Source organism: Tardiphaga sp. 866_E4_N1_4, from assembly GCF_052076075.1.
GTDB lineage: Bacteria > Pseudomonadota > Alphaproteobacteria > Rhizobiales > Xanthobacteraceae > Tardiphaga > Tardiphaga robiniae.
On the sequence record NZ_CP197242.1, the window covers coordinates 3058758 to 3074031 of the forward strand.

Annotated in this window: 13 protein-coding genes; 9 read left to right on the top strand and 4 right to left on the bottom strand. The window is 61.6% G+C overall.

Annotation, left to right across the window (positions count from 1 at the left end; genetic code table 11):
- Positions 1 to 112 precede the first annotated feature (112 nt).
- Entirely contained in the window at positions 113 to 1090 is a 978-nt protein-coding gene (locus tag AB8B20_RS14945) for a Bug family tripartite tricarboxylate transporter substrate binding protein (protein WP_439074811.1), read from the top strand.
- Positions 1091 to 1184: 94 nt separating this feature from the next.
- Here AB8B20_RS14945 and AB8B20_RS14950 read toward each other — a convergent pair whose 3' ends face one another.
- On the bottom strand, positions 1185 to 1676 hold the full coding sequence (locus tag AB8B20_RS14950; RefSeq protein WP_089266251.1) for a Dps family protein: 492 nt from the start codon (positions 1674 to 1676) through the stop codon (positions 1185 to 1187).
- Positions 1677 to 1940: 264 nt separating this feature from the next.
- Here AB8B20_RS14950 and AB8B20_RS14955 point away from each other — a divergent pair, with 264 nt between their 5' ends.
- The gene (locus AB8B20_RS14955) at positions 1941 to 2636 is read left to right on the top strand and encodes a class I SAM-dependent methyltransferase (RefSeq protein WP_093757101.1); all 696 of its coding nucleotides are present in this window, start codon (positions 1941 to 1943) and stop codon (positions 2634 to 2636) included.
- Between the two features lie 202 nt (positions 2637 to 2838).
- Here AB8B20_RS14955 and AB8B20_RS14960 read toward each other — a convergent pair whose 3' ends face one another.
- Entirely contained in the window at positions 2839 to 3204 is a 366-nt protein-coding gene (locus tag AB8B20_RS14960) for an ArsR/SmtB family transcription factor (RefSeq protein ID WP_089265920.1), read from the bottom strand.
- Between the two features lie 115 nt (positions 3205 to 3319).
- On the opposite strand from AB8B20_RS14960, the gene AB8B20_RS14965 reads away from it, so the two are divergent.
- From AB8B20_RS14965 to AB8B20_RS14980, 4 genes are all read left to right on the top strand, one after another.
- Entirely contained in the window at positions 3320 to 4492 is a 1173-nt protein-coding gene (locus tag AB8B20_RS14965) for an MFS transporter (protein ID WP_093757103.1), read from the top strand.
- A 171-nt stretch (positions 4493 to 4663) separates the two neighbouring features.
- Positions 4664 to 8128 (top strand): carbamoyl-phosphate synthase large subunit, encoded by a 3465-nt coding sequence (carB, locus tag AB8B20_RS14970; RefSeq protein ID WP_439074810.1) that lies wholly within the window; start codon positions 4664 to 4666, stop codon positions 8126 to 8128.
- Positions 8129 to 8325: 197 nt separating this feature from the next.
- A complete protein-coding gene (gene greA, locus AB8B20_RS14975; protein ID WP_068728727.1) occupies positions 8326 to 8802 on the top strand; it encodes a transcription elongation factor GreA in 477 nt (158 codons plus the stop codon).
- A 202-nt stretch (positions 8803 to 9004) separates the two neighbouring features.
- Complete coding sequence (locus AB8B20_RS14980) at positions 9005 to 9409, top strand: DoxX family protein (protein ID WP_093757105.1); 405 nt, start codon at positions 9005 to 9007, stop codon at positions 9407 to 9409.
- A 69-nt stretch (positions 9410 to 9478) separates the two neighbouring features.
- Here the strand turns inward: AB8B20_RS14980 and AB8B20_RS14985 are convergent, their stop codons facing one another.
- On the bottom strand, positions 9479 to 9958 hold the full coding sequence (locus AB8B20_RS14985) for an Lrp/AsnC family transcriptional regulator (RefSeq protein ID WP_068730339.1): 480 nt from the start codon (positions 9956 to 9958) through the stop codon (positions 9479 to 9481).
- Between the two features lie 261 nt (positions 9959 to 10219).
- Between AB8B20_RS14985 and trxB the strand changes: the two genes are divergently transcribed.
- Both trxB and AB8B20_RS14995 read left to right on the top strand, forming a co-directional pair.
- Positions 10220 to 11185 (top strand): thioredoxin-disulfide reductase, encoded by a 966-nt coding sequence (gene trxB, locus AB8B20_RS14990; protein ID WP_439074809.1) that lies wholly within the window; start codon positions 10220 to 10222, stop codon positions 11183 to 11185.
- A 32-nt stretch (positions 11186 to 11217) separates the two neighbouring features.
- Positions 11218 to 12111: a LysR family transcriptional regulator gene (locus AB8B20_RS14995; RefSeq protein ID WP_089266250.1), complete on the top strand. Its 894-nt coding sequence runs from the start codon at positions 11218 to 11220 to the stop codon at positions 12109 to 12111.
- Positions 12112 to 12364: 253 nt separating this feature from the next.
- Here AB8B20_RS14995 and AB8B20_RS15000 read toward each other — a convergent pair whose 3' ends face one another.
- Complete coding sequence (locus AB8B20_RS15000; RefSeq protein WP_439075060.1) at positions 12365 to 14698, bottom strand: heavy metal translocating P-type ATPase; 2334 nt, start codon at positions 14696 to 14698, stop codon at positions 12365 to 12367.
- 100 nt (positions 14699 to 14798) lie between these two features.
- Between AB8B20_RS15000 and AB8B20_RS15005 the strand changes: the two genes are divergently transcribed.
- Positions 14799 to 15074, top strand: a complete 276-nt coding sequence (locus tag AB8B20_RS15005; RefSeq protein ID WP_089266249.1) for a metal-sensitive transcriptional regulator — start codon at positions 14799 to 14801, stop codon at positions 15072 to 15074.
- The last annotated feature ends 200 nt before the right edge of the window (positions 15075 to 15274 follow it).

Genomic DNA, 15274 nt, shown 5'->3' on the forward strand with positions numbered 1-15274 from the left:
CCGCGCCACCAGCGCCGCGGGCTGTTTCTCACGACAAAGACTCGCTCGTTCGAAAAAGCGCGCCTCAACAAGCGATCAGAAATCGCAGGCCATCCATTTCAGGAGGAAGTCCATGCTCACATTGTCCCGTCGTATCTTGTTGACCGGCAGCATTCTTTGCCTCTCGCTGCCCGCCTATGCGCAATCATGGCCGCAAAAGCCGGTGACGATCGTGGTGCCGCAGGCGGCGGGCAACAGCCCGGATGTGCTGTGCCGCATCGTCGCCGAAAAACTGTCCCGCGCGCTCGGACAACAATTCATCGTTGAGAACCGCCCGGGCGCCGCGAATCTCGTCGGCGCACAGACGGTCGCGCGCGCCGCGCCCGACGGCTACACCTTCCTGTTCGCGACGTCGGCGGCGCTGGTCACCAATCCCTATACGTTCAAGAAACTGCCCTACGATCCCGTGAAGGATTTTGTGCCGGTGGCGATGGTGGCGCGGAGCAACCACGTGCTGCTCGTCAATCCCGAAGTGAAAGCAAAGACGCTGGCGGAATTGATCGTGCTTGAAAAAGCTGCCCCCGGTTCCCTGAGCATGGCGGTCGACGGCGCGCGCAACATTTCCGGCCTGATCGCACAAACCATCAACAAGCAGGCAGGCACGAGTTTCGTACTGGTCCCCTACAACACCATCACCAACGCGATCCAGGACAGCCTGACCGGACGCACCCAGGTGACGATCCAGTCCGCATCGGTGGCTGAGTCCTTCATCAAAGCCGGTACGCTGCGGGCACTCGCCATTGCCGGCAACAAGCGCGTCGATTCATTGCCGGATGTGCCCGCAATTGCCGAGACGCTGAAGGGCGCGGATCTGCAAGGCTGGTTCATGATGATGGCCCCGACCGGGACACCTGCCGAGATCGTCGACAAACTCAGTGCCGAGATTGCGCAGGCACTGAAATCGCCGGATGTGCAGGAGCGCGCGCCTGTCCTCGGCTTCGACGTCGCCTCCGGTGACGTGGTGACGCCCGCGGGCGCGAAGCGCTTTTTCGACGCCGAGCTCGTCGCCACAGGCAAGACGATTCAGGAGCTCGGTATTCAGCCTGAATAGCCGTGGCCCAGCGCTGGTGCTGAACAACGGCATCTCCACATGAAAACGCCCGCTGTGAAGCGGGCGCTTTGACATATTCAATCGGGAACGAAGCTTACGCCTCGTTGCCGCCTTCCTGCTGCGACGCCTCGAACAGAAACCAGGTGCGGCGCTCGGTGTCGTCGATGTAGTTTTCCAGCAGGCTGGCGCTGGCGATGTCCTTGGCGTCATCGCAAACCTCGTGGGCCTTGCGCATCGCCGCTGCCATCTTCTTGTTGTCGTTCATCAGTTCGCGCAGCATCTCCACCGGCGGCACATACGCCTCGTCATTGTCCTTGATGGTCTGCAGCTTGGCGACTTCGCCGATCGAACGCAGCGTGCGACCGCCGATCTTGCGCACGCGCTCTGCCAATGGGTCAGTCGTCGCAAAAATCTGGTCGGACTGCTCGTCGAGCATCAGGTGATAGTCGCGAAAATGGCGGCCGCTGAGATGCCAGTGAAAATTCTTGGTCTTCAGGTAAAGCGCGAAAGCGTCGGCGAGCAACCCGTTCAGCGCCTTGGCCACCTTCTCCACGGCGTCGGCTGAGAGGTCAGTCGGGGTATTCATTTCGGCAGCGATTTTCGATGTCTTGGTGCTCACGTTACTTACCTTCCCGTGTCGGATGATTTGATGGCTGGAGGGTTGTCGTCAGGGCGGAAGATTTCAGGAAAAATCGGAGTGGTCTTGACGGAAAGCACTGCAAATTTCCGAAAACTGCGGTTCTTGAAGGAAAGGCGGTTTCCCACGCGCCTGAAAACGCTCTAGACCGTTTCAACGCATCACAAATATAGGGGTTCCCGACACGGGAACAACAATCGGGCCGGGCAGACGATGGAAGATTGGATCGATTATTACGATTCCACGCATACGATTTATGCGAGCAAGCTGCATCGTGACGTGCATTTCGAGGTCATCGCCCGCGACATCATTGGCTACATCGCCTCTCAGGATGCCGTCGTGCTCGACTATGCCTGCGGCGAAGCACTCTCGGCCGCCAAAGTGGCCAATGCCTGCAGCAAGCTGATCCTGGCAGAGCCCGCGCCTGGCGTTCGCGGCCGGCTGGTCGCCCGCTTCGCGCCCAACACCAAAATCCGGGTCCGGTCGCTCGAAGAGTTGCGCAACATGACGGCGCAGTCGATCGACCTGGCTGTCATGAATTCGGTGGCTCAGTACATGACCGGTCCCGAACTCGACGATGCCTTTGCGATCATCAAGCGGTTGCTGGCGCCTGGCGGCAAGCTCGTGGTCGGCGACATCCTGCAGCCCGATGTCGGCATGGCGACCGATGTCATGGCGCTGCTGAAGCTCGCCCGCGAGCACGGTTTTCTGTGGGATGCGTTCATTGGGCTTGTTCGCACGGCTCTCTCGGACTACCGCCAGCTGCGCACCAAGGTCGGCCTGCAGCGCTACAGCGAGGCGGAGATGCTGGCCAAGCTGACCGCGGCCGGTTTCCGGGCCTCGCGGGCGCCGGTCAATATCGGCCACAATTCCTCGCGCATGACCTTCGTCGCCCACCACGCATTCTGAGGCATCGGCTGGGGCAAACGGACGATTAAGGTTAACAGACGGTTTACAAAACTTGAGGTGGATCGCCACCCCGTGATCGGTAACATTGTGCTCGGCCCGGTGGCGGAAATGTCTACGCGGGGGCGATGCATCGCTCTTTATCCTGGTTCAAGTCCAGGCTGGGCCTCCAACCTTTCAGACATTTACCAGTGGGTCGGCGCTGTCAGGCTTCGGTGAATTCCAGCACCGGAAGCTGCAGGCGCTCGGCATCGCGCTCGGCCGATGCGAGCACCGCATCCAGCAAACCCGGAAACCTGCTCTCGAGATCTTCGCGGCGCAGTTTCATCAACCTCGCCGTCCCCACCGCGCGCGTTTCCATCAGGCCGGCCTCGCGCAGTTTCGCAAAATGATAGGCGAGATTGGACTTGCCGCTGAGGCCGTAAAAATCGCCGCAGCGCAATTCTCCGACCTCTTTCTCGCGTTTGGCCAGATTGTAGACGATCGCCAGCCGAATCGGATCGCTCAGGCAATCCATCACGCCAGGCAATTCGATCTGTTCGCGCGTGGGATGCGGGAGAATGCGGCTCATGACTCCTCAATACTGATTCCGGCCGGCTGCCGCAATGTTCAATATTTCTTGAACCATTTGACATTTTGCATTGCCGCATCAATAGTTCAACGAAGATTGAACTAAGGATTTGGCGATGAGCGTCTTCTGGCTGGCCCTGGCGGCATTTGCGATTGGGACCGAAGCATTTGTAATTGCTGGTCTTCTTCCAATCATGGCAGCGGACCTGAATGTCACGTTGGCAGCCACGGGACAATTGGTCACCGTTTACGCCATCACCTATGCCATCGGCTCGCCGATCCTGGCTGTGCTGTTCAGCAATTTTGACCGCCGCACCGTCGTCTCGCTGGCGCTGGTCTGCTTCATCGTCGGAAATCTTTTGGCGGCCGTTGCGACCACATTCGGCATTCTCCTGCTATCGCGCATGCTGATGGCTGTCGGCGCCGGACTGTGCATGCCGACCGCCATGGCCGTCGCAATCGCGATCGCTGCACCGGAACGCCGTGGCCGCGCCGCGTCGCTGGTGATCTCCGGCCTGACGGTGGCGACGGTTCTGGGCGTGCCGCTCGGAACCTGGGTCGGCAGTCATTTCGGCTGGCGGTCGACATTCGTGATGGTCGCAGCGCTCGGCGCCGTCGCATTGGCCGGGCTGCTGCTGGGACTGCCCCGCGGTTTGCCACGCACTGCTGCCACACTCGGTCAGAGGCTTGCCGTCGCGCGCCATCCCGAAGTGCTGAAAACCCTTGCCGTGACCTGCATGTGGGGCCTCGGGGGCTTTACCTCATTCACCTATCTGGCTGTGCCGCTGCACCGACTTGGCTTTGACGCCAACGGAATCAGCCTGGCACTGCTGGTCTTTGGCGTCGCCGCGGCCATCGGAAACACCCTGGGCGGCGCGATGTCCGACCGTATCGGACCGCTCCGGACCTCAACGCTGGGCCTGATCGGCATGATGCTGTCACTGACGCTGCAATCGGCGGCCCTGACATTCGCACCGCCCGCCACTGCGGGTGTGCTGTTTCTGGTCTTCATTTTTACCCAGGGCATTGCCGGCTGGATGTTCTATCCCGGACAGGTCGCACATCTCGTGCGCATCACGCCGGAAGCCTCGGTCATCGCGCTCTCGCTGAACGCCTCGGCCATGTATATCGGCTTTGCCGGCGGCAGCGCGCTGGGCGGCGTGGTGCTGTCGACATTGAGCTCCAACCACCTCGGCTGGATCGGCGGCTGCGCCGAGGCGGCAGCCCTTGCGCTCGTCCTCGCCGGACACCTTCTGAAGCGCCCGAAACCGGCCCAAATTGCCGGTTGATGGCACCTTCAAAAGCCTTCCCCGCCCCGTTATAGTGGTCTAAAGACAGCCGCGCGCGAGGATCGGCCTATGGCTCCCTGAGGGGTCAATGGCTGGTTTGGCGCCCGGGCCCGAGGGACGCGCGTATGCGCGCCCTTTTTTTGTGCCGATTTGTCACCACCGCGAGTTTAAATGCCAAAACGCACCGACATATCCACCATCCTGATCATCGGCGCCGGTCCTATCGTGATCGGCCAGGCCTGCGAGTTCGACTATTCGGGCACGCAAGCCGTCAAGACGCTCAAGGAAGAGGGCTACCGGATCGTTTTGGTCAATTCCAATCCGGCCACGATCATGACGGACCCGGAGCTGGCGGACGCGACCTATATCGAGCCGATCACGCCCGAGATCGTCGCCAAGATCATCGAAAAAGAGCGCGGTGACCGCACCAAGGGTTTTGCGCTGCTGCCGACCATGGGCGGCCAGACCGCGCTGAATTGCGCGCTGTCGCTGCGCCAGCAGGGCACGCTGGAGAAGTTCGACGTCGAGATGATCGGCGCCACCGCCGAAGCGATCGACAAGGCCGAAGACCGCCAGCTGTTCCGCGAGGCGATGACGAAGATTGGCCTGGAGACGCCGAAGTCGCGGCTCGCCAACGCATCCGCGCTGAAGAAGCAGTATCGCGAGCAGCATCAGGCCGAAAAAGCCAAGCTGACGGGCGACGCGCTGGCCGAGCACGAGCGGCAGTGGGTGTTGCATGAAAGCGACCGCCGCAAGCGCTATCAGGAACATGCTCTCGGCCAGGCGCTGATGGCCCTGTCCGAAATTGGTTTGCCCGCGATCATCCGCCCGTCCTTCACCATGGGCGGCACCGGCGGCGGCATTGCCTATAACCGCGAAGAATTCCTCGACATCATCGAGCGCGGCCTCGACGCGTCTCCGACCAACGAAGTGCTGATCGAAGAGTCAGTGCTCGGCTGGAAAGAGTACGAGATGGAAGTCGTCCGCGACAAGAAGGACAACTGCATCATCATCTGCTCGATCGAGAATCTCGATCCAATGGGCGTGCATACCGGCGACTCCATCACCGTCGCGCCGGCGCTGACGTTGACCGATAAAGAATATCAGATCATGCGCGACGCCTCGCTGGCGGTGCTGCGCGAGATCGGCGTCGAGACCGGCGGCTCCAACGTGCAGTTCGGCGTCAATCCTGCCGACGGCCGCATGGTCGTGATCGAAATGAATCCGCGCGTGTCGCGCTCCTCGGCGCTGGCGTCGAAGGCCACCGGCTTCCCGATCGCCAAGGTCGCGGCAAAGCTTGCCGTCGGTTACACGCTCGATGAAATCGCCAACGACATCACCGGCGGCGCAACGCCTGCGTCGTTCGAGCCGACGATCGATTATGTCGTCACCAAGATTCCCCGTTTCGCCTTCGAGAAATTCCCGGGCGCATCGCGCACGCTGACCACCTCGATGAAGTCGGTCGGGGAAGTGATGGCCATCGGCCGCACATTCCAGGAGTCACTGCAGAAGGCGCTGCGCGGACTTGAAACCGGCCTGACCGGCCTCGACGAAATCGAGATCGAGGATCTCGGCCGCGGCGACGACAAGAACGCCATCCGCGCTGCACTCGGCACGCCGACGCCGGACCGTCTGTTGCAGGTTGGCCAGGCCATGCGTCTGGGCTGGACCGATGAGGAGATCTTCAACTCCTGCAAGATCGATCCGTGGTTCCTCGCCGAGATGCGTGGCATCGTCGAGATGGAAGCCAAGGTGAAGGCCAATGGCCTGCCCGCCAACGCCTTCGGCATGCGTACGCTGAAGGCCATGGGCTTCTCCGACGCGCGCCTCGCCGTGCTCGCCGGCAAGACCGAGGCCGACGTCAAGGCACTGCGCCGTTCGCTCGATGTGCGTCCGGTCTTCAAACGCATCGACACCTGCGCCGCTGAATTCGCCTCGCCGACCGCTTACATGTATTCGACCTATGAGTCGTCCTTCGCAGGTGCCTTCGCTGACGAGAGTCAGCCGTCGGACAAGAACAAGGTCATCATTCTTGGCGGCGGCCCGAACCGTATCGGCCAGGGCATCGAGTTCGACTATTGCTGCTGCCACGCCTGCTTCGCGCTCGCTGACGCCGGCTACGAGACCATCATGGTCAACTGTAATCCGGAAACCGTGTCGACCGACTACGACACTGCGGATCGCTTGTATTTCGAACCACTGACTGCCGAAGACGTGCTTGAGATCATCGACACCGAACGTCAGAACGGCACGCTGCACGGCGTGATCGTGCAGTTCGGCGGCCAGACCCCGCTGAAGCTCGCGCGCGCGCTGGAAGCCGCCGACGTGCCGATCCTCGGTACCTCGCCGGATGCCATCGATCTTGCCGAAGATCGCGATCGCTTCAAGCGCATCCTCGACAAGCTCAAGCTCAAGCAGCCGAAGAACGGAATCGCCTATTCGGTCGAACAGGCCCGCCTTGTCGCAGCCGATCTCGGCCTGCCGCTGGTGGTGCGTCCGTCCTATGTGCTCGGCGGCCGCGCGATGCAGATCATCCGCGAGGAAAGCCAGCTCGGCGATTACCTGCTTGGCACGCTGCCGGAGCTGGTGCCCGGCGACGTCAAGGCGCGCTATCCGAACGACAAGACCGGCCAGATCAATACGGTGCTCGGCACCAATCCGCTGCTGTTCGATCGCTATCTGTCGGATGCCATCGAAGTCGACGTCGACTGCCTGTGCGATGGCAAGGATACCTTCATCGTCGGCATCATGGAGCATATCGAGGAAGCTGGCATTCACTCCGGCGACTCGGCCTGCTCGCTGCCGCCGCATTCGCTCGACGACGACATGATCGCCGAACTCGAACGCCAGACCCGCGACATGGCGCTCGGCCTCGACGTGGTCGGACTGATGAACGTGCAGTTCGCGGTCAAGGATCGCGACATCTACGTGCTCGAAGTCAATCCGCGCGCGTCGCGCACCGTGCCTTTCGTTGCCAAGGTGATGGGCATGCCGGTGGCCAAGATCGCCGCGCGTATCATGGCCGGCGAGAAGCTCGCCGACTTCAATCTGAAGAAGCGCAAGCTCGACCATGTCGGCGTCAAGGAATCGGTCTTCCCGTTCGCGCGCTTCCCCGGCGTCGATACGGTGCTCGGCCCGGAGATGCGCTCCACCGGCGAAGTGATGGGCATCGATCGCTCGTTCGAAATCGCCTTCGCCAAGAGCCAGCTCGGCGGCGGCACCCGCGTGCCGCGCAGTGGCACTGTGTTCGTGTCCGTGCGCGAAAGCGACAAGACGCGCATTCTCGATGCCGTGAAGCTGCTCTCGTCGAACGGCTTCAAGGTGCTCGCGACGTCAGGGACCCAGCGCTTCCTGGTCGACAACGGCGTCCCGGCCGAGAAGATCAACAAGGTGCTGGAAGGCCGGCCGCACATCGTCGATGCCATCACCAATGGCGAGATTCAGCTGGTTCTGAACACCACCGACGGGCCGCAGGCCCTGGCCGACAGCCGCTCGCTGCGGCGGGCTGCCCTCTTGCATAAAGTACCGTATTACACCACTCTTTCGGGTGCCGTGGCGGCTGCACAGGGCGTCCGGGCCTATCTGGGCGGGGACCTTGAGGTCCGCACATTGCAGAGTTACTTTTCCGAAGCCTGAATTCGGGCGGACTGCAGGTCCGACGAGATCAGCTAGGCAAGGCACGACCGGAACTCACCGGTCGCGTCTTTGTTTTGTTTCGGCACTCGAAGCCGGCGTCTGAACTGGCTGCAAGCGCAGCCAAGCCGACATCTTGCAGAACGAATGGTTTCATGCGCGCGCCGCCGCGTTCCGCATGACGTTAGAGGACGAAGAGAATGGTTGAGAAGGTCCCGATGACAGCAGGTGGCTACGCTGCGCTGGAGGTCGAGCTGAAGGAACGTCAGTCGGTGCACCGTCCGCGGATCATCGAGCAGATCGCCGAAGCGCGCTCCCATGGCGACCTCTCGGAAAATGCCGAGTATCATGCCGCCAAGGAAGAGCAGTCGCATAATGAAGGCCGCATCAGCGATATCGAGGACAAGCTCGCCCGCGCCGATATCATCGATATCTCGAAGCTGTCCGGCGATACCATCAAGTTCGGCGCGACCGTGACGCTGATCGATGAGGACACCGAGAAGAAGGCGGTCTGGCAGATCGTCGGCGAGCCCGAGGCTGATGCCAAGAAAGGTCGCATCTCGATTACCTCGCCACTGGCGCGTGCGCTGATCGGCAAGAGCAAAGGCGCATCGGTCGAAGTCGTCGCTCCCGGCGGGGCCAAGGCCTATGAGATCACCAAGGTCGAGTGGCGCTGATCGACAGCGCTCAACGCGAAAACAAGAAAGCCGCGCATGATGCGCGGCTTTTTTATTATCCCCTGATGGCGGTATCCAGCCATCGCTACTCACGAAAACTTCTGGAATACTTCCACAGCTCACGTGTTTTCACACGAGAGTGACCAGCATTTTGCATTGCAGTAATGCTAGAAACGATGGTCATCACAGGGGGACTAATGACATGGACCAAGCCTTCGCTAAATTTCAGCCTGCTGCACTAAGCCTTTTCCGCTTCATCACCGGCCTGCTGCTGCTGCAGTATGGCATCGCCAAGATCTTCAAATTTCCGGTTCTGCCTTATTTCGCGAATATCCCGCCGTTGATCCAGGTCGCGGCAACGCTTGAACTCGTCGGCGGTGCGCTGCTGCTGCTCGGCCTGTTCACGCGCCCAGTTGCGTTCATCCTCGCCGGTGAAATGGCCTTCGCTTACTTCCTCGGCCACATGTTTAAAGGCGCGGATCCGGTTTTCCTGCCGCTGCTGAACGGCGGCACCGCTGCCATCCTGTTCTGCTTCTCCTGCCTCTATCTTGCGACGTCAGGCGGAGGCCCGATCAGCCTCGACGCGATACTGCGCAAGAAGAGCTAAGCTCGACATCACGGCAATAAAAAAGGGCGCTCACCGCAAGGTGGGCGCCCTTTGCTTTAACACTCGCTGCTAATCCGCGGCCCTCAGCTCGAGCGGCACCGCGGCAGCGTATTTCGAGTTCTGCAAGACCAAGGACGTGCGGACGTTGCGGACATGCGGTGCGGCCGTGAGATGGCCGACGAAATCCTGGAAGGTCGCCATGTCGGGCGCCACGCATTTCAGGATGAAATCGATCTCGCCCGATAGCATCCAGCACTCCCGCACCAAAGGCTCCTTGCGGACGAAATCCTCGAACGCCTTGAGATCGGCATCGGCCTGACTCGACAGGTGGACCGAGGCAAACACGGTAACGTCGAAACCGAGCAATCGGGGATCCAGCAACCCGCGGTAGCCCTGGATATAGCCAGCCTCTTCCAGGGTCCGAACCCGGCGCAGGCAGGGCGGCGGCGAGATGCCGACGCGCTTGGCGAGTTCCACATTGGTGATTCGGCCGTCGGCCTGGATTTCGCTGAGAATTTTGAGGTCGATGTCGTCTAGGCTTTTCGGCACGCGGCGCGGATCCTGGCTGGTATTCAAACAAACCGTTTGAACTCTCTTAGCGCAGGAGCCGCAACTTGCGCAATTTTATTGCGCGTGCATCGCAGAAATTAAGCGTCTCCGGGGGAAAAATTGCCGGGACGAATTGCAATTCTTGCATGGCTCGCCAGATATTCTACACTAGCAGACAAGACTTTCGACGCCGCAGCGACGTGTTCGCCGGCACATTTCGCCTCAGCAATGACCAATTTCCCTTCAGAAAGGGACTCGACCATGGCCGCCCCCATCCATGCCAAAGTCGTCATCATCGGCTCAGGCCCGGCTGGCTACACTGCCGCTATCTACGCCGCACGCGCGATGCTCGAGCCCGTCCTGATCCAGGGGATCCAGCCCGGCGGCCAGCTCACCATCACCACGGATGTCGAAAACTATCCGGGCTTCGCCGACGTCATTCAGGGTCCCTGGCTGATGGAGCAGATGGAGAAGCAGGCGCATCATGTCGGCACCAAGATCGTCACCGATCTGGTCAGTGACATGAATCTGAGCCAGCGTCCGTTCCGCCTGACCTGCGACAGCGGCGATGTCTATCTCGCCGAAACCGTCATTCTCGCCACCGGCGCACAGGCGCGCTGGCTCGGCATCCCGTCGGAAGAGAAATTCCAGGGCGGCGGCGTATCCGCCTGTGCCACCTGCGACGGATTCTTCTATCGCAACAAGGAAGTGATCGTGGTCGGCGGCGGCAACACGGCCGTCGAGGAAGCTTTGTTCCTGACCAATTTCGCCTCGCAGGTCACCATCGTGCATCGCCGCGACCATTTCCGCGCCGAACGCATCCTCCAGGAGCGATTGTTCAAGCACCCGAAGATCAAGGTGGTCTGGGACTCGGCGCTCGACGAGATCTGCGGCACCGAAGGCCCGGCCAAGGTTACCCATGTGCGCCTGAAGAACGTCAAGACCGGCGCCGTCACCCAGGTGCCAGCCGACGGCGTCTTCATTGCCATCGGCCACGCGCCCGCGACCGAACTCATCAAGGGCCAGATCAAGCTGAAGCCCTCGGGCTATGTCGAAGTGGCTCCGAATTCCACCGCAACCTCGATGCCCGGCGTGTTCGCCGCCGGCGACGTGGCGGATGAAACCTATCGGCAGGCGGTCACCGCCGCCGGCATGGGCTGCATGGCCGCCCTCGAAGCCGAACGCTATCTTGCCGCGCATGCTCATGACCGCGCAGCGGCCGAATGATGATCAAACGAACCCGCGACGGATTTACAGATATGGACTGGGACAAGCTGAAGGTGTTTCACGCGGCGGCGGAAGCGGGGAGCTTCACGCATGCAGGCGAGCAACTGGGCCTGTCGCAATCGGCAGTCTCACGACAGGTGAGCGCGCTCGAGCAGGAGCTGGCGGTCTCGCTGTTCCACCGCCACGCCCGCGGCCTGATCCTCACCGAACAGGGCGACCTGCTGTTCCGCACCGCCCATGACGTGTTCATGCAGCTCCAGGCGGCCCGCGCAAAGCTGACCGACAGCCGCGAGCGGCCTAGCGGCGACCTCAAGGTGACCACAACCCCGGGCGTCGGCATCAACTGGCTGATCCCGCGCCTTGGCGAGTTCACCGCGCTCTATCCGGAAATCCGCATTTCGCTGATCGTCACCGACGAGGAACTCGACCTGTCGATGCGCGAAGCCGATGTGGCCATCCGCACCCGCAAGCCGACCCAGCCGGACCTGATCCAGCGCAAGCTGTTCGCCATGGGATTCCACGCTTATTGCTCGCCGGAATATATCAAGCATTTCGGCACCCCGCGCACCCTCGACGAACTCGACGGGCACCGCATCATCATGCTCAGCGACGCCCAGGTGTCCCCGCACCTGCAAAACCGCAGCTGGCTGATCGATGCCGGGCGCAACGGCTCCGGCCCGCGCGAACCCTACTTCAAGGTCAACAATATTCTGGGCCTGATGCGCGCCTGCCAGCAGGGCTTGGGCATTGCAGCATTGCCGGACTACCTGGTCGAAGAAAACGATCGTCTGGTTCAGCTCTTCAGCGAGTCGGACTCGATTCAACTCGACACTTATTTTGTCTATCCCGAAGAGTTGAAGACGGTCGCCCGTGTGCAGGTGTTCCGCGACTTCATCGTCAGCAAGGCGCAGCGCTGGCCGTCCTAACCCGCAATATTTCAGGGCAGATATGCCCACGCTTCCCAGCATGTCAGACATGCCAAGTGATGCGTTGCTGCATGCCACCTTCAGGGATCATACTTCTCAGACGCTGAGATTTTGCGCTGCGCATTTGTCCCCCTCCTCCAGTGGTGCGAGGTCTCAGTAATCCCTCTTGGAAGGTGATTGTGTCGGCCTCTCGAGGCCAATACCTCAGAGCCGGACTCGTTTGAGTCCGGCTTTTTTTTGCGCACGCGAACTGTCAGTCCAGCTTCACTTTCGCCAGCCGGAGCGCATTCCCGATCACGCTCACCGAGGACAGCGCCATCGCTGCAGCGCCGAGCATCGGCGACAGCAGGATGCCGAAGATCGGATACAGCACACCGGCCGCAATCGGCACGCCGGCCGCGTTGTAGATGAAGGCGAAAATCAGATTCTGACGGATATTGCTCATCACGGCCTTTGATAGTGCGCGTGCCCGCACGAGTCCTATCAGGTCGCCGGTCAGCAACGTCACGCCAGCACTCTCGATCGCCACATCGGTGCCGGTCCCCATGGCGATGCCGACATCCGCAGCAGCCAGCGCAGGTGCATCGTTGACGCCATCGCCAACCATGGCGACCCGGCGGCCTTCGCCGCGCAGACGTGTGACCACGTCACTCTTGCGCTCCGGCAACACACCCGCCTCGACCTCATCGATACCCAGTGTCTTTGCCACGGCCTTTGCCGTCGTCGCATTGTCGCCGGTGAGCATGACGATCCGCAGGCCGTCGGCGCGCAGCTTCTTCAAGGCGTCCTGCGCCGATGGCTTTACGGGATCGGCAATCGCCATCACGCCGGCGACGCTGCCATCGATGGCAACGAAGATGGCAGTCGCACCGTTCTGCCGCGCCAGCTCGGCGACGCCGTCGGAGCGCGTCGTATCCACTTTCAATTCGTCCATCAGCATCGCATTGCCGAGCGCAACGCGCTTGCCATTGACCACACCCGACGCGCCTTTGCCGGACGGCGAGGCGAAGTCACTGGCATCGCTCAGCACCACATTGCGTTGCTTTGCTTCATTGACGATGGCCTGCGCCAGCGGGTGTTCGCTGGAACGTTCGATACTTGCAGCAAGTTGCAGAATCTCGCTTTCGTTGAACCCTTCCGCCGGCGTGATGCTCACCAGTTTCGGCTTGCCTTCCGTCAGCGTACCGGTCTTATCGATCACAATGGTGTCGATGCTTTCCAGGCGCTCCAGCGCCTGCGCGTCACGCACCAGAATGCCGGCATGGGCGCCGCGACCGACGCCGACCATGATCGACATGGGCGTGGCGAGACCGAGCGCACAGGGGCACGCGATGATCAGCACGGTGACCGCAGCAACAAGCGCAAACGAGAACCGCGGCTCCGGCCCGAATGTCGCCCAGGCGATGAATGCAATCACCGCTGCAGCCAACACGGCCGGCACGAACCAGCCGGCGACACGATCCGCGAGACGCTGGATCGGCGCGCGCGAGCGCTGTGCCTTCGCGACCATATCGACGATGCGCGACAACATCGTATCGCGGCCGATCTTGTCGGCCCGCAGCACGAGGCCACCGCTCTGGTTGACGGTGCCGCCGATGACGCGCGCGCCTTCGGCCTTGCTCACCGGCATGGACTCGCCGGTCACCATGGATTCATCCACCGACGAACGCCCCTCGGTAACGACGCCGTCGACCGGAATTTTCTCGCCCGGCCGCACCCGCAACAAATCGCCGATGGCGATGGCATCGAGGGCGACGTCCTCATCACCGTCCTTGCCAATGCGCCGCGCGGTCTTCGGCGCAAGACCGAGCAGCGCGCGGATCGCGCCTGATGTCTGATTGCGCGCGCGCAGCTCGAGCACTTGTCCCAGCAGTACGAGCACGGTGATCACCGCAGCGGCTTCGAAATAGACCGCCACTGCACCGTGATGGTCACGGAACGTGTCGGGAAACAGACCGGGTGCGAAGGTCGCAACGACGCTGTAGATCCACGCCACACCGGTGCCCATGGCGATCAGCGTGAACATGTTGAGATTGCGCGTTACCACCGAGCGCCATCCGCGTTCGAAGAACGGTGCGCCGGCCCACAGCACCACGGGTGTCGCCAGCACCAACGAGATCCAGTTCGATGTGGTCTGCGATACCAGTTGCATCAGGCCGAGATGCGCGCCCATCTCCAGCACGAACACGGGCAATGTCAGTGCCAGCGCGATCCAGAAGCGCCGGGTCATGTCGATCAGTTCGGGATCGGGCTTGTCGTCGAGCGAGACCTGCTCCGGCTCCAGCGCCATGCCGCAGATCGGACAGCTCCCGGGTCCTTCCTGACGGATCTCCGGGTGCATCGGGCAGGTATAGATGGTGCCGGCCGGCGCGGGCGGCGCGGGCTCCTTCGGCTTCAGAAAACTCTCGGGATCCGCATTGAACCGCTCGCGACAGCGCGCGCTGCAGAAGAAATACTCATGGCCCTGATAGATCAGACGGTTCTTGGCGGTGGCGGGATCGACGGTCATGCCGCAGACCGGATCGAGCACTTTGGCCGGCGCATCCACGTCGTGATGGTGACCATGCGAACAGCATGCGCCATGCATGTGACCGGCATGGGCATCGTGCCCCGTATGCGTGTGAGTTGTCTCTGCCACCGTGACCTCGCCTCTTGAAACATATACCCTATGGGGGTATATGGACCTCATGCGCAGCGAGATCAAGACGTCCTGTTTAAAACGCCTCAAACGGATCGAAGGCCAGGTCCGCGGCTTGGCCGGCATGGTCGAGGCCGACCGCTATTGCATCGATGTGGTTACGCAGATCGCCGCGGCCCGCGCAGCGTTGCGACGCGTCGAGGAAGAGATCCTGCGCGACCATGTCGCGCATTGCGTTGAGCACGCGATCTCGTCAGGCGACAAGGCCGATCAACGCCGCAAGATTGCCGAGTTGATGGACGTGGTCAGCCGCGTCGACCGGTGACGCGAATGCGACGTGCGGGCACGATGTTGGAAGACGGTTGATCAGTCGTTACGGTTTTTGCCCGGCGAGGGTGGCGCTGAAATGCGACCACACCTTTAGGTCATCAAGAGCCGGTGAATATCCGCAAAATTTACGACTGGATAAGCATACGCAGCGATAGCACACGGGGCGATCTAATAGCGCCGATCGCCGGTATTTAC